This is a genomic window from Trujillonella humicola, from assembly GCF_046233715.1.
Lineage (GTDB): Bacteria > Actinomycetota > Actinomycetes > Mycobacteriales > Geodermatophilaceae > Trujillonella > Trujillonella humicola.
Map to the genome: position 1 here is coordinate 1 of NZ_JBJNRJ010000031.1, position 20,800 is coordinate 20,800.

The following is a 20,800-nucleotide window of genomic DNA, read 5'->3' on the forward strand; positions in this document are numbered from 1 at the left end:
TCCGCAAGGCCGTCGAGCTCCGAGACCGGCACTGCGTGTTCGCCGGCTGCGAGGCCCCCGCCTGGTTCTGCGACGTGCACCACCTCCTGGAGTGGGCCCTCGGCGGGGAGACCTCCCTGGAGAACTCGGCGCTGCTGTGCGAACGGCACCACACCAAGGTCCACCACGGCTACCGCATCGAACGCGACGACACCGCACCACCCGGCCGGCGCTGGCGCACCTACCGCCCCGACGGCACCCAGATCCTCATCCACCCACCCCTGCGCGTCTGAGGCCCACCCGCTTCGCCACCCCCGCGACCGGACCCCGGCCGCTGGGCAGAGGCGCGCGCCCGCCTCGAGATCGGGCACGGGGTCTCACCCGCAGGGGTGAGACAGGGTCAAGGCCACCCGCGCGCGGGCCGTTTCCCCCCGGGTGAGCAGCGCAGCGAGGACCAGGCGTCGACCGGGACGGATGACCCGATGGGCCGTCCGCGGAGCAGGTACGGGCATCGCCGCCCTCCTCTCGATCGGGCTGGCCCCGGGCATCGCCACGGCGGCTCCCACCGACGCCGACGTCGCTGCGGCGGAGGCCGAGCGCGACGCCGCTGCCGCCCAGGTCGGACAGCTGACCGCCCAGCTCGCCGCCGCCGAGGCCGCCGCCGCCCAGGCGAGCCAGGCCTCGCAGATCGCGCTGCAGGACTACGAGGAGACCCAGGCCGCGCTGGAGCAGGCGCGTGCCGCCCAGGCCGCGGCGCAGGCCGCCCTCGACCAGGCGCAGGCCGAGCTCGCCCAGGGGAGGCTCGAGGTCGTCGACTTCGCCCGCAGCAGCTACATGCAGGGCAGCACATCACCCGGCATCACCGCCTTGATGAGCTCCGGCGGGCCGGCCCAGCTGCTCGAGCGCGCCGCGCTGCTGGAGGCCGCCGGGACCCACCGCGTCGACGTCGTCCAGCAGCTCACGGTGCTGGAGCACCAGGCGACCGCCGCCGAGCAGCAAACCACCGTCGCTGCCGCGCAGGCCCAGGACCTCGAGGCCCAGGCCGCGGTGCAGCTGGCGGACGCCCAGGCCCAGGAGGTCGCCGCCCGGCAGCAGACGGCCGCGCTGGAGGAGCAGCGGGTGGCCGTCGAGCAGCAGCTCGCCGCCGCCGAGGCCGAGGTGGGCCAGCTGACCGCCGAGCAGCGGGCCGCCCGGGAAGCCGCCGAGCGGGCCGCCCAGCAGGCCGCGCGCCCGGCCCCCAACGCGCCGTCGCCGGCGGCCCCCGTCCCGGCCCCGCAGACCGCCCCCCGGACGCCGCCGGCGAGCACCGGCCCGTCCGGCGGGGGCTCGCCCTCCGGCGGCGGCTCGTCCTCCGGCGGCGGCACCCCGGCGCCGGTGCCCACCACGGTCGGCGCTCCGTCGGCCTCGGCGGTCCAGACGGCCATCGACGCGGCCATGAGCCAGCGCGGCCTCCCCTACAGCTGGGGCGGCGGCGGCAGGAGCGGCCCGAGCTACGGCATCCCCCCGGACACCGGTATCTACGGCTTCGACTGCTCGGGTCTGACCGAGTACGCCTACTGGCAGGCCGGCATCTCGATCGGTGGGACCAGTCGTGAGCAGTACAACCGGTTCCGCAACCAGACGGTGGCGCGCGCCGACCTGCAGCCCGGTGACCTGGTGTTCTGGGGGTCCGGCAGCTCGTACATGAGCATCTACCACGTCGCGCTGTACATCGGTGGCGGCAAGGTGGTGCAGGCGCCGCAGAGCGGCGACGTCGTGAAGGTGTCGACATTGTGGTTGGGCAGCGAATACTTCGGCGGCGTCCGCCCGACCGCCTGACCACCCCCCTCCCGGAACGCAACAGGGCCCCGCGCAGCTGCGCGGGGCCCTGTTCCGTTGGGGCGTCGGGCAGCCACGGGGGGAGCTGCCCGACGCACCGGCGAGGTTAGCAGCCCTCCCGCGAGCCGGGCAGGGGGCGGCGCGCCGTGTCGCGGCGGCCGGCCTGCCCGGTCCGGGCCGCAGGTGTAGGACACTGGGGCCGGGGACGGGCACGCCGCCCCGTCGCCGGCCCAGCGAGGCCGGCTCCGGCACCAGCAGGGAGAGCAGTGAGCCAGGCCGCCAGCACCTCCGCCGAGATCCCCCAGGGCGCCACCGCCGCCGGCGCGCAGCCCGTCCCGCCGGCGGCCGACGCCGCGCGGCTCGAGCGCGCTCTGTTCGAGATCAAGCGGGTCATCGTCGGCCAGGACCGGCTGGTCGAGCGGATGCTCGTCTCGCTGCTGGCCCGTGGGCACGTCCTGCTCGAGGGCGTCCCCGGTGTGGCCAAGACCCTTGCCGTCGAGACGCTGGCGACCGTGGTCGGCGGGAAGTTCGCCCGGCTGCAGTTCACCCCCGACCTCGTGCCGGCCGACATCATCGGCACCCGCATCTACAAGGCCGGGCAGGACACCTTCGACACCGAGCTCGGCCCGGTGTTCGCCAACTTCGTGCTGACCGACGAGATCAACCGCGCCCCGGCCAAGGTGCAGTCGGCGCTGCTGGAGGTCATGGCCGAGCGGCAGGTCTCCATCGGCGGGGTCACCCACCCGCTGCCCGACCCCTTCCTGGTGCTGGCCACGCAGAACCCGATCGAGTCCGAGGGCGTCTACCCGCTGCCCGAGGCCCAGCGCGACCGCTTCCTCATGAAGGTGCTCGTCGACTACCCGACCCCGGAGGAGGAGCGGGAGATCATCTACCGGATGGGCTCCACCCCGCCGGTGGCCGAGACGGTCCTGGGCCCGGACGACCTGCGCCGCATGCAGCGCACCGCTAGCCAGGTCTTCGTCCACCACGCGCTGGTCGACTACGTCGTCCGCCTGGTGGTCGCCACGCGCGCCCCTCGCGAGCACGGCATGGACGACGTCGCCTCGTGGGTCTCCTACGGGGCCAGCCCGCGCGCCTCGCTCGGGCTGATCTCCGCCAGCCGGGCCCTGGCGCTGGTCCGCGGCCGTGACTACGTGCTGCCGCAGGACGTCCTCGACATCACCACCGACGTGCTGCGGCACCGGCTGGTGCTCTCCTACGACGCGCTCGCCGACGGCGTCCCGGCCGACCACGTGGTCAAGCGGATCCTGCAGACGGTGCCGCTGCCGCAGGTGACGCCCCGCCAGCGCGCCGGTGGATTCGGTCCCTCGGCGCCCGGCGGCCCGACCGCGCCGGGTTTCGGCGGCCCGGGTCAGGGGCCGCAGTTCGGTCCGCCGGCGGTGCCCGGTCAGCCGCCGCGGCCGCAGGTCCCCTCCGCCCCGGCGGCCGGCGCGCCCGGCGGCCCGGCCGGCCCCCAGGCGCCCGGCGCCAACGGCTACGGGCGCGGACCCCAGCAGACGTGAGGCTGCGGCGCAGGGCGGCCGCCCAGGCGGCCCCGCCCGAGCAGGAGGCCGCCGAGGCGCCCCGCGACGAGCCGCCCGTGGGCGGCGCCGTCCCGGACGCCGGCGGCCCCGTCCCGGCGGACACCCCCGGTTCCGGGATCGACCCGGGGCGCGGCGACGGCGCTCCGCCCAACTTCGCCGAGGGGCCGGCCGACGTCCTGCTCCAGCGGCTGGAGCTGACCGTCCGGCGCCGCCTCGACGGCCTCCTGCAGGGCGACCACCTGGGTCTGGTCCCGGGCTCGGGCACCGAGAACGGCGACTCGCGCACCTACCACCCCGGCGACGACGTCCGCCGGATGGACTGGCCGGTGACCGCCCGCACCCAGGTGCCGCACGTGCGCGAGACCGTCGCCGACCGGGAGCTGGAGACCTGGGCCGTCGTGGACCTGTCGGCGAGCTTGGACTTCGGCACCGCCAACTGCCAGAAGCGCGACCTGGCCATCGCGGGGCTCTCGGCGGTCAGCCACCTGACCGTCCGCGGGGGCAACCGGCTCGGCGCCGTCGTCACCACCGGCGAGCGGGTCGACCGCTACCCGGCGGCCGCCGGCCGGCTGGCCGCCGACCGGCTGCTGCGCAACGTCGTCGCCACCCCTCGTGCCTCGGGGGGACGGCGGGGCGATCTCGCCGTCGCCCTGGAGAGCCTGCGCCGCCCGCCGCGCCGCCGCGGGCTCGTCGTCGTCGTCTCCGACTTCCTCGGCGACAGCGACTGGGAACGGCCGTTCCGGCTGCTGTCGGCCCGGCACGAGCTGCTGGCCATCGAGGTCGTCGACCCGCGCGAGCTCGAGCTGCCGGACGTGGGGCTGCTGACGGTCGTCGACCCGGAGACGGGGCAGACCCTCGAGGTCCCCACCGGCGACGCCGAGTTCCGGGCCCGGTACGCCGCCGGCGCCGCCGCCCAGCGCCAGGCCGTCGCCCGGGCGCTGCGCCGCGCCGGCGCCGGGCACCTGCAGCTGCGCACCGACCGCGACTGGCTCATGGACGTGGTCAGATTCGTTGCCGACCGACGACGGGCCGGCTCCGGAGGGGCGTCGCGATGACGTCCCTGCGCCCTGGCAGCCGTCGCGACCGCCGGCGCGCCGGCAGTGGAGGGGCCTCCCGATGAGCTTCCAGGCACCGTTGTGGCTGCTCGGCCTGCTGGCCGTCGCCGCGCTGGTGGCGCTGTACGTCGTCCTGCAGCTGCGGCGCAAGAAGTACGCCGCCCGCTTCACCAACGTGGCGCTGCTCGGATCGCTGGTGCCCCGGCGTCCGGGCTGGAAGCGGCACGTGGCCTTCGGCCTGGTGGCGCTGGCGCTGGGGGTGCTGGTCGTCTCGCTGGCGCAGCCGAGCACCGAGGTCCGGGTACCGCGCGAGCGGGCGACCGTCGTGATGGCCGTGGACGTCTCGATGTCGATGGAGGCCACCGACATCCGGCCGACGCGCTTCGAGGCGATGCAGGTGGCGGCCAAGGAGTTCGTCGACGTCCTCCCCGAGCAGATCAACCTCGGGCTGGTCGCCTTCTCCGGCACCGCCACCACGCTGGTCACCCCGACCACCGACCGCGGCCAGGTACGCGCGGCCATCGACAACCTCGAGCTGTCGGAGGCGACGGCCATCGGCGAGGCGATCTTCACCTCGCTGACGGCGATCGCCAACTTCCAGACAGCACTGGGGGAGACCGAGGACGAGGTGCCCGCGCGGATCGTGCTGCTCTCGGACGGCACCAACACCGTGGGCCGCGGCACCACGCAGGCGATCGACTCCGCCATCGACGCCGGGGTACCGGTGTCCACGATCGCCTTCGGCACCGACTACGGCACCGTCGAGATCGAGGGCGAGGCCGTGCCTGTGCCGGTCGACCGCGCCGCGCTGGAGGAGATCGCAGAGGAGACCGGTGGCAGCTACAGCGAGGCGGCCAGCGCCGCGGAGCTCGAGGACGTCTACAGCGACCTCGGCAGCCAGATCGGCTACACCACCGAGCCGCAGGACGTGAGCTACTGGTTCGTCCGCGGCGGCGTGCTGCTGGCCATGCTCGGCGCGGTCATGAGCCTGCTCTTCACCAGCCGCCTGCTGTAGACGAACGGAGCCGCCCGGTGACGGGGAACGTCACCGGGCGACTCCGTACGGCCCCCTCGCAGGGGCCCGCCGCGAGCTCGCGAGCGGTAGGGGCGAGGGGGTCCTTCCTCAGACCGTGAAGCCCTTCTGACGGCGGAGGAGCTTCTTGATCATGAACAGCGTCTGCAGCACGGTGACCAGGTAGAGCACCGGCCAGCCGATCGACAGGATGGCCGACTGGACGCCGACGCTCTGCTGGCCCCAGGCGTAGATCAGCACGACGAAGGTGGCGAGCGCGCACACCGCCGGCATGACGTAGGCCGAGCCGCGGCCCTTCTCGGCTGCCGCCTGCGCGGCCCAGTTGTCCTTCTCCGACCGGGAGAGGAACTGCACCCACGCGGTCATGAAGTGGCCCATGCGGATCCACATGTAGAGCTCGGCCGGGGCGAACAGGAACGCGTAGAGGATGTCCGAGGCGCTCTTGTCGTGCATCGACAGCGCGATCCGCAGGTTCAGCAGCGTGGCCACCGCCGGCGGGATCAGCCAGATCGGGTTGAACACGAACGCGTCGATCGACAGCGCCGCCGCCAGCAGCAGCAGGAACGACATGCGGGTGCCGATGTTGAACAGCATCGAGATGTTCTCGTACCAGCGCAGCCGCAGGTTCGGGTGCAGCGGCTGGCCCTTGGTGTCGCCGCGCTGGCCGGGCCACAGCAGGTCGATGCCGCCGAAGTTCCACTTCACCTGCTGCCCGTGCAGGGCGCGCAGCGTCGTCATGGGCCCCACGAAGGCCCGCGCGCGGGCGCTGATCTTCGTGTTGAAGCCGGCGTCCTTGATCTGCAGCGACAGCTTCGAGTCCTCGACCTCCGAGTCGCGCACCCACGGAGCGGACTGGTGGTTGCGGTACATGACCGCCTCGAGCGCCCGGACGCTGAAGAGGCTGCACTGGCCGCCCAGGACGGCCATGTTGCGGCCGCGGATGAGGTTGTCCATGTTGAACCCGGCGAACTGGGCGCGCTGCCCGGCGACGAGGTACCTCGCCATGGCGCCCTTCACCCGCGACTTGTCGAAGGTGTAGATCGCCGACAGCCCGCCGATGCGCGGGTCGGTGACCATCTCCTTCTCCAGCCACTCCACGCAGCGCCGGTCGAGGGTGGTGTCGCCGTCGACGCCGAGGATGTAGTCGTAACCGCGGCTGACGTAGTAGCCGAAGTTGAGCGCCCCGACCTTCTTGTCCGGGTTCTCGCCGATGTCGTGGATGTGGACGACGGTGTGGTAGGCCTCGCCCTTGACCACCCGGAAGTGCTCGCCGGCGAACTGCGCGGCGATCTCGGGGGTGTCGTCGTCGGTGTTGTTGATGATGACGTGGATGGCGTCCGGCGGCCGGGTCTGCGCGAGCAGCGAGGTGAGGACGTCGGCGATCGTCGACTCCTCGTTGTAGGCCGGGATGATGCAGCTGATCGTGGCCGTGCGGCGCTGCTCCTCGGTGGCCGGGCCGCCGAACTCCGCCGGCACGAGCGAGGTGATGTCGGGGACGTTGGAGTCCCCGCGGGCCAGCAGGGTGACGCGGTCGGTTGCCCGCCGCTGGCCGTGGACGACGAGCTGGGTCACTTCGGGTCCTCCTGGAGGAGCGGCAGCTCGAGGGTGTCGAGCACGGTCTGGCGGTAGTAGCGCTGGGAGCCCGGCTCGGTCTCCACGAGCAGGTCGAACTGGACGTAGAGCGTCACGGCCTCGGCGGTCGGCGCCGACGGCAGGACGGTGAAGGCGGTGCTGTAGCTGAACGGCGGCATGACCGCGAACTCGCCGCGGTCCTCGACGACCACGGTGCGGGCGGTGCCGTCGTCGGCGGTGACGACGAAGCGGGTGACGAGGACCTCGACGTCCTCGTCGCTGTCCGCGCCTTCGATGTGCGCCGACAGCTGGATGGTCTTCTCGGCGTCCGCGGTCCACTGCGCGGCCTGCTGCGCGGTCCAGTAGTCGATGACGACGTCCTGGGCGCCGGCGGCGAGGACGCGGGTCAGCGAGCCGGTGTCCAGGTCACCGACCGGTCGCACCGGTGCGACCACGGCGTCCGCGCTCCCGGCGGCCCGATCGGCGGCCTCATCGGCGGCGCGGTCGGCGGCGGCCGGCTCGGTGGTGGCGGCGGCCTCGGACTCCTGGGCCGCCGACGAGTTCCCGGACAGGTCCGGGCTCATGCTGACGTCGGGCCAGGAGCAACCGGTGGCCCCGGCCATGAGTGCGAGTGAGAGCCCCAGCCCCACGGCTCCTGGCCGTAGGCGCCCGGACCCGGGCATGCGTCGTGACACGAATTCCCCCCGTGTTCGATCGATGACCGCAGACACGGAAGGAAACGGCGCTGTCCCCCAACTGCGGCCGCCACGAACGGTAGGGAGGGGAAACAGGGAGTAGGGGGTTCTCCACCCGATCGGGTGCGCGAGGTCAACCGTCCGGGTGTGACGGCGGCCACCGGAGCGGCCCGGCCGGTCACGCGCAGTGACCGGCCGGGCCGGGATCAGCGACTCGGGTCGAGGACCAGCTTGCCGGTGGTGCGGCGGGCCCGGAGGTCCTGGTGGGCCTCGCGGACGGCGGACAGCGGGTACCGGCCGCCGATGACCGGGCGCAGTGCGCCGTCGGCGACGAGCGCGAGCAGCTCGGCCATGGCGTCGTCCATCATCTGCGGCCGGGCCATGCAGTGGGCCAGCCAGAAGCCGATCACGGCGCGGCTCTTCTGCAGGAGCATCCCCGGCGGGACCGGCCGCGTCTCCTCGCGCGCGGCCATGCCGTAGGTGACCAGCCGGCCGAAGGGCGCGAGGGCGGCCAGCGACCCGGCGAAGACGTTGCCGCCGGTCATCTCCAGGACGACGTCGACCGGCCTGCCGCCGTTGGCCTCGCGCAGGGCCGCGGTGAACGACTTCGGGTCGTCGACGGCCAGGGCGGGGTCGACCGAGGCGTCGGCACCGAGCTCCTCGGTGAGCGCGCGCTTCTCGGGGCTCGAGGCCGTGGCGATGACCCGCCCGGCGCCCCAGCGGCGGGCCAGCTGCACGGCCAGAGACCCCACTCCGCCCGCGCCGGCGATGACGACGACGGTCTCGCCGGCGGCCAGGTGGGCGCTGGTGCGCAGCAGGTGCCAGGCGGTGGCGCCCTGCAGGACCACGGACAGCGCCTGCTCGTCGGAGACGCCGTCGGGCACCGGCCAGGTCAGCCGCGGGTGGGCCGCCACCTTCTCCGCGTACCCGCCGCCGTCCAGCAGCCCGACGACCCGCTCGCCGCCGCCGGCCGGGGTGCCGACGAACTCGGCGCCGGGGATCAGCGGCAGCGTCTGCGGCGCCAGGTAGGAGTTCTCGGCCTGGTGGGTGTCGGCGTAGTTGACGCCCGCGGTGGAGACCTCGAAGAGCTGCTCGCCGTCCGCGGGAACGGGATCGGGCAGGTCGACGACGTCGAGGACCTCGGGGCCACCGAACTCGGTGATCTGGACTGCGCGCATACGGAGGACGCTAGGGGACGACGCCGGCGCCGCGGTACGCGGCCGAGCGCCGCCCCGGATCCTCTGCGAAGGCGCATCGCCGTGTCGTCGACGCAGTCGGTGCACGGACGACCGATGCGCTACGGCCGCACGACGTGGAGTTCGCGTTCCACGAGCGGTGGCAACCGTCGGAGGTCGAACGTATGTTCGATGCATGCCACCGACGACCGCTGCTCCACGGTTGCTCCCTCCCGGGGTGCGCGCCCCAGGTGTCGGATCTCGCCTGGTGTGCGTCGTGACGACGCCGACCCCGCACCGGCCCCGGGAGGGCGCCCGTTTCGTCCTCTACGACGCCGCGCGGCAGCACACGCCACCCATCCCCGTGCCACTCGTGGTCGACGAGGAGCTGCCGGCGGGCTGGCGGCGCGACCCGGCGCACCCCCGCCGGATCCACCTGCCGGACCCGGGCCGTTGTCCGCACGGCTCATTCCCCCGGTACGCGGCGCGGAACTGCTGTGCTCCCGGTCGGGCGACCGCGGACACCGGGCCGGCGGTCCCTCGCCGGCCCCATCGTGTCGACTGCCGGCCGGTCGGCGAGGCCGCAGACGGTCGTGGCTGGAGCCCACGATCACGGACATCGAGCGCGTTCGGTCCGAGGAGTGTGCTGGCCGAACGCCACGCAGGGTGACGACGAGCGGCGGACGCGCAGTCGCGCGGGGCAGGGTGACACGAGCCGAGCCCCACCGCGACGTCGAACTCCGGGCAGCTCTGTCCGGCCGGCCTCGCCGGTCGCCGGGTTGCTCGGCCCCCGGCGTCGTGCCGAGTGGCCGGATCCAGAGGTGGACCTGGCCGACGGCGAGTTCGACGCAGCGGGCGGACAGGGGGGCGCCTGCAGCTCCTCAGTGGCGGCGGGTTCACTGTCGCTCGCGCGGGCGGCTACCGGGCCGCCGGTCAGCCGTCGGCGAGCCGCTGCAGCCGGGTGGTCAGCGCGGTCCGCCGGTCGGCGTTGCCGTGCAGGTCCACGTACCGCTGACCGAAGCCGGCCAGCAGCATGTCGTCCAGCCGGCGTACGGCACCCGGGGGATAGCGGTAGTCCATCCGCGCGGTGATGTCGCTGTCGTCGGTGCCGCGCAGCACCTCGCCCAGCTCCACCAGGCTGGTCACCCCCAGTTCGAGCAGCAGGCCGGAGATCCAGGTGTAGTGATCCGGGCGCGACCAGCCGGCGTCGGCGAACTGCCCGGCCAGGAAGGCGGCCAGTTCCCGGGGTGCGATCCGGGGGTCGTCGGGGTCGGTGTCGTCGGCCTCGTCGCCGGGAGCCGGTGCCCGGAGGCGCTCGCGGATCGCGGTGAACTGCTGATCGGCCAGCTCCAGCAACCCGGCGGCCAGGGTGAACCGGCGGTCGAACTCGGAGGCGTGCTCGTCCGGCACCGTGCCCTTGTAGCGGATGTCGTGCTCGAACTCCGCCCAGGCGTGCTGCAGCACCGTGCGCACCTGCACCTGCACCACGCGCCCGACCAGCTCCGGCAGCTCGGCCGCCCGACTCGGATCCACGCCGATCAGCAGGTGCCGGCTGGAGTACCCGAACCGGCCCTGCTGCGCGGTCTGCCGCCCCATGTCGCGGTCGTCGATCACCCGCACCTGCGCGGCCAGCAGCTCGGCGACCGCCTCCACGTCGCTCTGCACGTAGGTGATCACCCGCACGCCGATCTGGTCGGTGATGTCCCGCGCCGGGTCCGGATAGGCAGGCGCGCCGTCGACCGTGCGAGCCGCCTTCTCCGCGAACGACGCCACGGTCTTGGTCCGCCCGGTCACCGACAGGTAGTTGATCCCGGCGTCGTCGAGCAGCCCGGTGACGAGCGCGAGCGCCTGCGCCCCCGCGAGGAGGGTCTGGGGGCGGCCGTCGGCGTACGCCTGGATGGCCTGCTGCACCGGGTCGGGTGGGGGCCCGGCGACCCGGGGGCCGGGCTGGAGGTCCGGCGGCAGGGTCGGCGTCACGATGGCGCCGCCGGCCGCGTCGCCGTAGGTGGTCACCTCGTCCGGGCGTCGGACGGCGATCCATCCCACGTAGGCGCACACCACGGCGTCGACCTGGTCCTCCGCCACCCGCAGCTCGCTCTTGCGGGTGGCGGCCTGCACCTGCCGGCGCAGCGCGGCGAACCGTTCACCGAGGTCGAGCTCGACCACAGCGCCCAGCAGGTCGACGAGCAGCAGCAGCTCCGTGCGCATCTGCTCGAGCGTCCGGCCCGGCTTGTTCTTGTACTTCAGCGTGCGGCCCAGCCGGAACAGCGCCACCGTCGCCGCGTGCGGGTAGACCTCGATCGCCCGGCGGTCGCGGCCCGAGCGGGGGTCGAGGTCCAGCCGTAGGCGCCGGCCGATCCGCCCGCCGCGGGTGTCACCGTCGGTGAACTCGGGCTTGCCGGTGTTCGTCGGGTGCGCCCCGGCCTGGAACCTCGCGAAGTCGGCGTTGAGCGCCCGCTCGGCGGCCCGGTTCCCCGTGGCGTTGGTGACCACCAGCGGGGCGTCGATCGCCACGATGCACGGGCCGGCGGTGAACGGGGCCAGCGCGGTCTCGATCTGCTCGTCGGTGCGCACGGCGCTGACGTGCACCAGCCGGCCGGCGTCGTCCAGCACGGCGAGGCCGGTGGGTTGCTTGAGCCCCCAGGCGAGGTCGATCCCGATGTGGTGCACGGCGTCAGCCTGCCCTGCCCACCGTGAGGGAGACGACCGCATCGCCGACCTGCGCGCCGTCACAGCGACGCGGATGCGCACCTGCCGCTCCGGACCGATGACGGTTTCCGACGGGAGAACCGCGAGCTGCGCCGAGCCAACGCGATCCTCGAGAGCGCGTCGGCCTGACTCGCGGCCGAGCTCGACCGGCCATCCCAGGGGTGATCGACCACCTCGACACGACTTCGGAGTCGAGCCGGAGCGCCGCGCGCTCACCGCGGCGGGCGCGACGAGCGCTCCGAGCACCGACGACGCCTCACGGGCCGCACCGTCGACGGCGCGGGCCGTCGGCGACGCGCAGCTCGGGACCGAGGTCGTGCGGGTGCGCACGAGGCCGGCCTCGGCGTTGGCGGCTGGGTGTCTACGATCGCGGGGCAGGGCCCCTGCTCCGCGGCAGCACGTCCCCGGCTGGGAGCAGCCGCTCGACCAGGAGGAGCCGACGTGCGTTACATCCTGCAGCCATCGCTGAGGGTGGCCGGACGCTTCGACGAGTGGCTCGGGGACAACGACTTCGTCGAGCTGGCCGTGATGGCGGAGCAAGCCGGCTTCGACGCCATAGCCGAGACCGACCACCCGTTCCCCCCGGCGCAGCTGGTGGCTCGCGGCGGCCACCACTCGCTCGACCTGTTCGTCGCCCTGTCCTTCGCCGCAGCACGCACACGCCGGTTGAAGGTGATGACCAACATCATGGTCACCGGCTACCGGAACCCGTACCTGGCCGCCAAGGCCTGCGCCACGCTGGACAAGTTGTCAGGCGGCCGCCTCATCCTCGGGATGGCTGCCGGGTACGTCGCCGAGGAGTTCGCCGCCCTCGGTGGCTCCTTCGAGCAGCGCGGCCGGCGGTTCGACGAAGCGATCAGCGCGATGCGCTCGGCGTGGACCGGCGACGTCGTCCACCGCAACGGCTTCTTCCCGGCAGACGGCCACGTCATGGCGCCGTCCCCTGCCACCCCGGGCGGCCCCCCGATATGGATCGGCGGCAACAGCGAGCGTGCGGCGCGACGCGCTGTCGAGCTGGGCGACGGGTGGATGCCGATGCCGGCCGGCGAGAAGGTGGCTGCCTTCGCCGGAACGGTGCCGTTGGCATCTCTCGAGGTGCTTGCGGCGCGAGTATCGGACGTACAGCGACGACGGGAGGAACTGGGGAAGCCGCCGCTCGACATCGCCTTCGGCTCCTTCTCCCTGACGGGGGACAACGAAGCGCGGTTCCAGCAGCTGGCTCGGGACAGCAACGCCTACGAAGACGCCGGTGTGACCGCGGTTCCCGTCCTCATCGACGGCCGGTCGTTCGCGGAGACGGCAGAGCTCGTGCAGCGATTCCACGAGGTGGTCCTGGCCGCCCACTGACGTCGGGGACACGCACTGGCGGAATCGGCGGATCGTGCGCGAAGACCTGCTGGCGCCGGGGCGTCGCGCGGCAGGGCGGGTCCGGCGGTGGGGGCCGAGCGACGATCAACAAGTCGAGGGAGCCGGTGGTGGATGTCGGCGTGGTCGACGCCCGAGGTGATCCCGCACAGCAGGCACGTGGCTGGAACTAGGGGGCGCCCGGAGGGGCGGGACCGGCCCCCGCCGTGTCGGCGCGGTCCGCTGACGGTGAGGTTCGGTCGCCGGGGGCGCGCTCCCCGGACCACCAGGCCGGGGCGGCGCCGGCTCGCGTCGCGGCCTGCCGCCAGTCCCGGGGCGAGGACCCGAACGCCTGCCGGAAGCGGCGGCTGAAGTGCGAGGGGTCGGTGAACCCCCAGCGTCGCGCCACCACGGCGATCGAGCGGTTCCGGTGGGCGACGTCGGACAGGTCCCGGCGCGCGCCCTCCAGGCGCTGGTGGATCGTCCACTGCTCGAGGCTGAAGCCGGCTGCGGCGCAGATCCGGTAGAGCTGGCGGACCGAGACCGCGTGCGCCGCCGCGATCTGCTCCACGTCGAGGTGCGGATCGGTGAGGTGCCGGCGGACGTAGCCGCACACCCGGGTCGGCAGCGTCTCCTCGACGACCTCGTCCACGGACCGGCCGGGGGCGCCCGCTGACGTGAGCAGCGCCCGCACCAGGTCGACCGTCGCGGCGGCGATCGACGGCGCGGTCGGCTCGCCGGACAGCTGCTCGGCATCCAGGCTCAGCTGCTGGAGGTGGACCCGGACCAGGCCGTGGAGGGGGCTGCGGTGGAGGCGGGGCAGGGCCCGGCGGACCACGTCGACGGGGAGGCCGAGCCGGTCGACGGGAACCTGGACCGCCCGGCAGGCGACCGGCCCCGAGCAGTGGTACCGGTAGGGGGAGGCCACCTCGGTCACGGCCAGGCCGCCGCGCGGCACGACCCGCTGAGCCCCCAGGTGCTCGTGCAGGGCGACACCCTGCTCCTGGACGGCGAAGGAGACCGTCGGCGCGGGGTCCGCGCCCAGCTGGCGAGGCGATCGGCTCAGCGTCAGCTCGCCGGAGAGCGCCACCCGCAGCACCGACACCCCGCCGAGGTCCCAGGCGTCGAGGCGGGCCCGCGCCGGGCGACGAGGGTCGGCGAAGCGGACACGGGAGACCATCGCGGCCTCGAGCCGCTCGGCGACCTCGGCCGGCCGGCGTCCGGCGGGGTCCAGCAGGTCGGTGTCGAGGAGGGTGACCACGGGCGCTCCCTGCGCGACGAGCACGCGACGCTGCTGACGGAGCCATCGTGGCTCCCCGCCGTCCCGGCGTAAAGGCTCCGCGGGCGGTTGCGGGTGGCAGGCAGGAGCCGCAGCCCGTCAGCGAGAGCACACCCGCCGCAGCGGGCCGCTCCTAGCGTGCGGGGCGGCCCGCGACCGGCCCGGTCGCAGGTCCGCGCCGAGCCCGCTCCCGAGCAGGAGGCCCACCCCATGACCGTGCTCACCACCGCCGACGGAACCGAGATCTTCTACAAGGACTGGGGCAGTGGCAGGCCCATCGTCTTCAGCCACGGCTGGCCGTTGTCGGCCGACGACTGGGACGCGCAGATGATGTTCTTCCTGGCCCACGGCTACCGGGTCATCGCGCACGACCGCCGGGGGCACGGCCGCTCGTCCCAGGTGAGCGACGGGCACGACATGGACCACTACGCCGACGACCTGGCCGCGCTGACCGCGCACCTCGACCTGCACGATGCCGTCCACGTCGGGCACTCGACCGGTGGCGGCGAGGTCGCGCACTACATCGCCCGGCACGGCCAGGACCGCGTCGCGAAGGCCGTCCTCATCAGCGCGGTTCCCCCGATCATGGTGCAGACCGACGCCAACCCCGGGGGGCTGCCCAAGAGCGTCTTCGACGGCATCCAGCAGCAGGTGGCCACGAACCGGTCGGCGTTCTACCGGGAGCTCGCCGCCACCGCCTTCTACGGGTTCAACCGGCCCGGGGTGGAACCGGTCGAGGCGATCATCCAGAACTGGTGGCGCCAGGGGATGATGGGCGGGGCCAAGGCGCACCACGACGGCGTCGTCGCGTTCTCCCAGACCGACTTCACCGACGACCTCAAGAAGATCACCGTGCCCGTCCTGGTCATGCACGGCGACGACGACCAGGTCGTGCCCTACGCCGACTCCGCGCCGCTGTCGGCCGAGCTGCTGCCGAACGCCACGCTGAAGACCTACGCCGGCTTCCCGCACGGGATGCCGACGACGCAGGCCGAGACGATCAACGCGGACCTGCTGGCCTTCCTCGAGGACTGACGACAGGGCCCGGGCCCTGCGGGTCGTCCGATTCGCCGGGCTCGGCCGGTCCTGACGGCCTGCACGGCGGGACCTCTCGCGGGCCGATCCGGAGGAGGGATGCTGCGCCCTTCGCCTATCTCGCGTGCGTGGGGGTAGCCGGTCTGCATGTCGGACTTCGAGATCACCGCCCTCGTCCTCGCCGAGCACGAGGTCTTCCGACGGGAGTTCGCGGGCCTCGAGGACCTCTCCGGAGAGGAACTCGCGGCCGCGTGGGAGGCGCTGCACGCCGAGCTGGAGGTGCACGCCGTCGCCGAGGAGCAGCTGTTCTACCCGCTGCTCGCCCAGGAGGCCGGGGGTGAGCAGGAGACGGCGGAGGGGGTCCACGACCACAACGAGATCCGGCACGCCGCCGCCGCGGTCCAGCGGCACGAGGTGGGCAGCGAGGGCTGGTGGGAGGCCGTGCGCACCGCTCGGCAGGTCAACGCCGACCACATGAGCGAGGAGGAGACGGACTTCTTCCCGCCCTTCAAGGACGCCGTCGACGGCGAGCAGCGCGAGGCCCTCGGGATGCGCTGGCTGGCGTTCCACGACGAGCACGAGCAGGCCGAGGGGCTGCCCGGCGGGGACGCCGAGGTGGCCGAGGTGGTCGCGACCGAGGTGCCGGAGGGCGACCCGTCGCAGTGAGCCCTCCGCCCACCGAGGCGGCTGTCGGTCCGGTCGTGCGCCGGCCCGGTCTCAGCCGACGGGCAACGCCACCAGCCGGGCGGCCAGCTCGACGTTGCGGCGGAGGAACGGCGTCCACCCGCGGGGTGCCCGGGTGCCCGACGCCGTGCGGGCACACGTCTCCTGGCTCCAGTCGCACAGCCGGCCGCCGCGGAAGCGCAACCGGACGAGGACGTCTCCGGTCCAGGCGCTGACGTCGGCGTCGGCGGCCGTGCCGGGTGCGGTGATCCGCTGCGGCGCGACGACCCACCGGACCGCGTCCATCTCCTCCCGGAGCCGGGCGGCGGCCTCGTAGGCCTGCACCCGTGCCGCGGCGTCCCGCCGCTCGGCGAGCGCCGCCAGTGCAGCGGTCACGGCCGCCGGCTCCCGGTCGAGGACGGCGGTCAGCGCCGCGGCGAGCTGCGGGACGGACGCGGCGTCCGCGCCGCGGAGACGGGCCAGCTCACGGGCACCCGCGGACGGGTGCGGGCCCGCGTGGCGCAGCGGGTGCACGCGGCTCAGCCCGGAGACCGCCAGCTGGGCCCGGCGGGCGCCGAGGTAGGGACCGAAGGTGCGGACGTCCGGCGCGGCGCGGTGCTCGTCGACGACGTCGAGCCGCGGCGCCTCCGGCGAGGGGTCCAGCCGGATGACGACGGGCACCTCCGCCCCGCCGACGACCCGGTTCCACGGGGGCAGCGAGCGCTCGAGCAGGGTGCGCTCGGCCCACGCCGCCTCGTGCACGGAGTCGCAGACCAGGGCCTCGATCGCGGCCACCCGCGGCATCATCCGGCGCAGGTGGCGACGGTCGCGCAGGTCGCCCCAGTAGGAGCCGACGCGGCGGCGCAGGTCGGTGGCCCGGCCGACGTACAGGGCACGCCCGGTGCCGTCCCGGAACCGGTACACGCCCGGAGCGGTCGGCAGGACCGCGACCGCGTCCGGTCGGGCGGGCACGGGTCAGGCGACGTCGGTGCGGGCCTCGGTCAGGTACGCACGGACGGCCGGCTCGGGCACCCGGAAGGAGCGCCCGACGCGGACCGCCGCGAGCTCGCCGCCGTGCACGAGGCGGTACACCGTCATCTTGGAGACGCGCATGATCCCGGCGACCTCGGCCACCGTGAGGAACCGCGGCGCGGCCGGCGGGCGCTGGCCCATCGGGAGCGTCCCGGGCTGCGGCCGGATGCCGGCCGGCAGAGGGGCGCCCGGCCGGTGCGGGACGGGAGGCCGCGCGTAGGACCGCTGGGCGAGGGTGGCGGTGCGGGCGGGGACCGGAGCGGGGGAGCGCTGGGGCAGGGTCACGGGGTTCTCCTCGGGAGCGGATCGGCGGACGCGGCGCCGGGAGGCCGTCGGTGACGGTGCGCGTCCGTGCTGGCACTGACCGTAGGAGACCGGCAGGGGTCGGCGCGAGGACGGACGAGGACGAGACGAACTGGTCCGCTTCGTCAGATGTTGACCGTGCGCCGGCCGGTACCGGTGCGGTGCGCGTGGCGGAGGAGGCGCCCACGCCTGGTCCGGACCGGTCCGCCGGCCGGGCCCCGCCCGCCCGCGCCCCTGATCGGAGCTCGGCGCTTCAGGGTGCGCCGGCGGGCGGGCGGGACGCTCATGCGGGCGGGCTGCCCGACGTCGAGGGGGTCGCGGACGGGTCCGTCCCCGGAGGAGCGGGCGGCTCGGCCGCCCCAGCCGTCGTGGTGGGGGTCGTCGTGCCCGGGGCCGTCGTGGTGGGGGACGTCGCCGACGGCGTCCCGGGGGGCGCGGACGGGGACGGCGGAGGCGCGGCCGAGGTGGCCGGGCTCGGCGCCGATGTGGTCGGTGGAGCCGTGGTCGACGGCGCGGGCGGGGCGGTGGTCGGTGGTGGGGCCGACGGCGGCGGCGGGGCCGTGGTCGACGGTGGGGCGGTGGACACCGGCGGCGGGGCCGTGGTCGACGGTGGGGCCGTGGTCGGCGGTGGGGCCGTGGTCGGCGGCGGGACAGCGGTCGACGGTGGGGCCGTGGTCGGCGGCGGGACAGCGGTCGATGAAGGCGGCGGCGCAGCCGGCACGGTGCCGGGCGGCGGGGCAGGCGGCGGCGCAGCCGGCACGGTGCCGGGCGGCGGGGCAGGCGGCGTCCCCGGCGCCGCCGGCGGTGGCGGGGCGGCCACCGCCGGTGGCGGGGCGGGGTCGGCCGGCGGGACCGAGGGCGGGGGCAGGGCCTCGGTCGGGATCGTGGGCACCGGCGTTCCCGCGTAGGACGCCGCGAGGGTGAGCACGGTGGCCACGTACTCCTCGGAGTGGTTGTACGCGTAGACGGCCCGCCGCTGGCCCTCGACACCGGTGAGGTCCCCGCCGGCGGCGCACAGGTAGCGGGCGGTGGCGAGTGCGGCGTCCTGGATGTCGTCGGGGTCCGCTCTCCCGTCGCCGTCCCCGTCGGCGGCGTAGCGGGCCCACGTCGACGGGATGAACTGCATCGGGCCGACGGCGCGGTCGTAGGTCGTGTCGCCGTCGAGGCGCCCGCCGTCGGTGTCCCGGATGAGCGACGAGCGGGTCCCGTCGAGCGGGATGCCGCGGATCGGGGGTGCCGAGCGCCCGTCGGTCTGCAGCACCGCGCCGGCGAACCGGCCGTGGTCGGACTCCACGCGCCCGATGGCGGCGACCAGGGACCACGTGACGCCGCAGTCGCCGGCCGCGGCCGCGGCCGTGTAGGCGTCCAGGGCGAGCGACGGGATACCGCTCGCGGTCAGGGCGGAGGCGGCCACCGGGGCGGCCGGCGCGGGGTCGTCGCCGGCGGGCGTGGGCGTCCCGGGTGCCGCGGCCGGGCCGGCGGTGCCGCCCGCCGGTCGGGGGACCGGGCCGGCGGCGACGGTGTGCTTCCCGGACCCGTCCCGCGCCGGTCCGGTGGTGCCCTGGGAGGCCGCCCACGAGGGGTCCTGGCCGGGAGCGCCGGAGGAGGGGACGGGCTGGTCGGTCCGCGCGGTGGCGGTGAGCGCCGCGACGGTGAGGACGACGGCCGCCCCGCGGGTGAGGGCGGACGCGTGCAGCCATCCCGTCCGCGGCCGGGGGGCCGGCGACCGTCGGGCTCCGTCCCGCGGCCCCGTGCCGGACTGCTGAGCCATCGGTCCGTCCCCCCGCCGCCTGATCCACCGCCTCCACTGTGCGGCCCGGCGGCGTGGCGGCGCGCTGCCCAAAGCGGGGGGTGCCGGTCGGGGGAGCCTCACCCGTGCGGGCGGTGCGGACCCGGGAAGGGCTGGAGACCGCGGCCGGAGGTGCCGATGCTCGTCGGGTACGACCGTGAGGAGCGAGGAGGCTTCGTGATCATCAACAGCCGGGCCAAGGCGCCTGCCGGCGATCTCACGGTGCTCAGCGAGGTCGCCTCGGTCCTGGACGCCCGCAGTGCCGTCGTGCGCGCCCCGGTGACCGTCGCCGTCTCCGATTGCACCGCCCTCGGCATCGCCGGGATGTTCAGCAGCGCGACGCCGTCGGGTCAGGTGCTCGGGCGCTTCGCCCGGACCGGCACCGCCGACAGCGGGGAGCTGCTGGCCGCCGTCCGCGTCGAGCAGGGCTTCGCCTCCGCCGAGGGACATGCCGCGCTGCACTGCCTGGCCGGCTGGGTGCGCAAGCAGGTCTACAACGGTGCCGGCTCACCCACCGACTGAGGCGCCTGCCTCGGCGAGGCGGCGCAGGACGGCGGGGGAGCGGCGCAGGGTCGCCGGCCGCCCGCTGCGTGCGGCCACCTCCAGGTGGTCCAGCAGGATCTCCAGGCCGGACGGCGACAGCGCGGTGACCGACCCGGCGTCGATCCTGGCGACCGGCAGCGGTTCGCGCCCGTAGCGCCGCACGAAGTCGGCCACCGCGGCCGCGTCCACCTCGCCGGCCAGGCACAGCACGCCGCCGTCGCTGCTGTTGAGCAACCGGATCACCCCGCGCGCCGTGCGCAGGTCGGAGAGGGTCACGACCGGGCGCTCCGGAGCGGGTCGGTGCTGCCCTCGACGCAGGCCAGACCGGGGACGTCCCAGCCGGCCCGGGTCGCGCCGGCCACGTAGGCCGCCTCGAGGAAGTCGAGGACGGCGGCCCGCGGATCGGCCGACCGTCGTGCCACGTCGTACGGCAGCACCGCGAGGGAGCTGCCGCCGCGCGGGAGCCAGTACGCGCCCGCGGGCAGCGGGTCGGTGGCCAGCCCGGGCGGCTCCGGGGCCGTGTAGGAGTAGAACGCCGGGTCCGGGAAGGTCGGGTCCCCGAACCAGAAACCGGAGCTCACCACCTCGCGGCTGTACGCCTCGCGCGTCACGGCGTCGGCGCCGGCGGGGTGGTCGACGACCCGGTCGGAGAACCGGGTGACCGCCAGGTCGAAGGTGTGCCAGAAGTGGTGGACCGGGCTGGTCTTGCCCGAGAAGCGGCCGGCGAACTCCTCGAGCACCATGCCCACCTGGCTGAGGACCTGCCGGTACCGGGTGACGGCCGCCGGGTCGTAGGACGCGTGCTCGTCGTCCTCGGCGAAGGGGCGGCCGGCGTCGGGCAGGTCGAAGGGCCGCGCACCGGCGATGTCGACGTCGACACCGAGGGCCGCCAGCGCCGCCGTCAGGTCGGCGTGGACACCGGCCACCGAGCGGCCGACCAGGGGGAGGACACCCGGCGGCCCTCGATCGTGGCCACGTCCAGCCGGTGGTCGACCAGGTCCAGGTCGATGGTGAACGTCGGGTCCAGCCCCATGGGCCGGGTGGTGATGCCCCGACCGGTCACGTGGAAGGGGACGTTCCACCAGTGGTTGCGCCGCGGGCTGCTCAGCAGCCGCACGCGCCCGGCCATCTGCGCGATCCGGTGCATCGTCGCCAGCGTGTCCGACCACTCGGCGTAGGGCATCGGCGGGAACAGCTGCACGGGCGCCCGTCCTCTCCGTCGGCGGCCCGCG

At 74.7% G+C, this 20,800-nt stretch carries 18 protein-coding genes and 1 pseudogene; 9 read left to right on the forward strand and 10 right to left on the reverse strand.

What is annotated here, in order from left to right; all coding sequences use genetic code 11:
- The 5 genes from ACK586_RS15495 to ACK586_RS15515 all read left to right on the forward strand — a co-directional run.
- Positions 1-272, forward strand: a 272-nt coding sequence (locus ACK586_RS15495; protein WP_409331389.1) for an HNH endonuclease signature motif containing protein, incomplete at its 5' end; no start/stop codon positions are given.
- Positions 273-453: 181 nt separating this feature from the next.
- Positions 454-1,797, forward strand: a complete 1,344-nt coding sequence (locus ACK586_RS15500) for a C40 family peptidase (RefSeq protein WP_409331390.1) — start codon at positions 454-456, stop codon at positions 1,795-1,797.
- Positions 1,798-2,063: 266 nt separating this feature from the next.
- Complete coding sequence (locus ACK586_RS15505) at positions 2,064-3,320, forward strand: AAA family ATPase (protein ID WP_425330383.1); 1,257 nt, start codon at positions 2,064-2,066, stop codon at positions 3,318-3,320.
- Positions 3,317-4,396, forward strand: coding sequence for a DUF58 domain-containing protein (locus ACK586_RS15510; RefSeq protein ID WP_409331391.1), 1,080 nt, complete (start codon positions 3,317-3,319; stop codon positions 4,394-4,396). The genes ACK586_RS15505 and ACK586_RS15510 overlap by 4 nt, the downstream gene beginning before the upstream one ends.
- Positions 4,397-4,457: 61 nt before the next feature.
- On the forward strand, positions 4,458-5,411 hold the full coding sequence (locus tag ACK586_RS15515) for a VWA domain-containing protein (RefSeq protein ID WP_409331392.1): 954 nt from the start codon (positions 4,458-4,460) through the stop codon (positions 5,409-5,411).
- A 108-nt stretch (positions 5,412-5,519) separates the two neighbouring features.
- Here the strand turns inward: ACK586_RS15515 and ACK586_RS15520 are convergent, their stop codons facing one another.
- From ACK586_RS15520 to ACK586_RS15535, 4 genes are all read right to left on the reverse strand, one after another.
- Complete coding sequence (locus ACK586_RS15520) at positions 5,520-7,001, reverse strand: glycosyltransferase family 2 protein (protein WP_409331393.1); 1,482 nt, start codon at positions 6,999-7,001, stop codon at positions 5,520-5,522.
- A complete protein-coding gene (locus ACK586_RS15525; protein WP_409331394.1) occupies positions 6,998-7,624 on the reverse strand; it encodes a hypothetical protein in 627 nt (208 codons plus the stop codon). Before ACK586_RS15525 ends, ACK586_RS15520 begins: the two co-directional genes overlap by 4 nt.
- Before the next feature lie 278 nt (positions 7,625-7,902).
- Positions 7,903-8,874, reverse strand: coding sequence for a quinone oxidoreductase family protein (locus tag ACK586_RS15530; protein WP_409331395.1), 972 nt, complete (start codon positions 8,872-8,874; stop codon positions 7,903-7,905).
- A gap of 930 nt (positions 8,875-9,804) precedes the next feature.
- The gene (locus ACK586_RS15535) at positions 9,805-11,541 is read right to left on the reverse strand and encodes a DUF429 domain-containing protein (protein ID WP_409331396.1); all 1,737 of its coding nucleotides are present in this window, start codon (positions 11,539-11,541) and stop codon (positions 9,805-9,807) included.
- A gap of 480 nt (positions 11,542-12,021) precedes the next feature.
- Between ACK586_RS15535 and ACK586_RS15540 the strand changes: the two genes are divergently transcribed.
- A complete protein-coding gene (locus ACK586_RS15540) occupies positions 12,022-12,927 on the forward strand; it encodes a TIGR03619 family F420-dependent LLM class oxidoreductase (protein WP_409331397.1) in 906 nt (301 codons plus the stop codon).
- A gap of 187 nt (positions 12,928-13,114) precedes the next feature.
- On the opposite strand, the gene ACK586_RS15545 is transcribed toward ACK586_RS15540, so the two are convergent.
- A complete protein-coding gene (locus ACK586_RS15545; RefSeq protein ID WP_409331398.1) occupies positions 13,115-14,209 on the reverse strand; it encodes a helix-turn-helix domain-containing protein in 1,095 nt (364 codons plus the stop codon).
- 204 nt (positions 14,210-14,413) lie between these two features.
- Here ACK586_RS15545 and ACK586_RS15550 point away from each other — a divergent pair, with 204 nt between their 5' ends.
- Entirely contained in the window at positions 14,414-15,238 is an 825-nt protein-coding gene (locus tag ACK586_RS15550) for an alpha/beta fold hydrolase (RefSeq protein ID WP_409331399.1), read from the forward strand.
- 147 nt (positions 15,239-15,385) lie between these two features.
- Positions 15,386-15,904, forward strand: coding sequence for a hemerythrin domain-containing protein (locus ACK586_RS15555; RefSeq protein ID WP_409331400.1), 519 nt, complete (start codon positions 15,386-15,388; stop codon positions 15,902-15,904).
- A 51-nt stretch (positions 15,905-15,955) separates the two neighbouring features.
- On the opposite strand, the gene ACK586_RS15560 is transcribed toward ACK586_RS15555, so the two are convergent.
- The 3 genes from ACK586_RS15560 to ACK586_RS15570 all read right to left on the reverse strand — a co-directional run bounded on the left by ACK586_RS15560 (position 15,956) and on the right by ACK586_RS15570 (position 19,007).
- Entirely contained in the window at positions 15,956-16,873 is a 918-nt protein-coding gene (locus ACK586_RS15560) for a hypothetical protein (RefSeq protein ID WP_409331401.1), read from the reverse strand.
- Positions 16,874-16,876: 3 nt separating this feature from the next.
- Positions 16,877-17,218: a helix-turn-helix domain-containing protein gene (locus tag ACK586_RS25615; RefSeq protein ID WP_425330384.1), complete on the reverse strand. Its 342-nt coding sequence runs from the start codon at positions 17,216-17,218 to the stop codon at positions 16,877-16,879.
- 301 nt (positions 17,219-17,519) lie between these two features.
- Positions 17,520-19,007, reverse strand: coding sequence for a lytic transglycosylase domain-containing protein (locus ACK586_RS15570; RefSeq protein ID WP_409331402.1), 1,488 nt, complete (start codon positions 19,005-19,007; stop codon positions 17,520-17,522).
- Between the two features lie 195 nt (positions 19,008-19,202).
- On the opposite strand from ACK586_RS15570, the gene ACK586_RS15575 reads away from it, so the two are divergent.
- Positions 19,203-19,547, forward strand: coding sequence for a hypothetical protein (locus ACK586_RS15575; RefSeq protein WP_409331403.1), 345 nt, complete (start codon positions 19,203-19,205; stop codon positions 19,545-19,547).
- Here the strand turns inward: ACK586_RS15575 and ACK586_RS15580 are convergent.
- Together ACK586_RS15580 and ACK586_RS15585 are read right to left on the reverse strand one after the other, a co-directional pair.
- Entirely contained in the window at positions 19,533-19,844 is a 312-nt protein-coding gene (locus ACK586_RS15580; protein WP_409331404.1) for a hypothetical protein, read from the reverse strand. The genes ACK586_RS15575 and ACK586_RS15580 overlap by 15 nt on opposite strands.
- Positions 19,841-20,751 (reverse strand): annotated as a pseudogene (locus ACK586_RS15585) (DUF5996 family protein). Before ACK586_RS15585 ends, ACK586_RS15580 begins: the two are co-directional and overlap by 4 nt.
- Positions 20,752-20,800 lie beyond the last annotated feature (49 nt).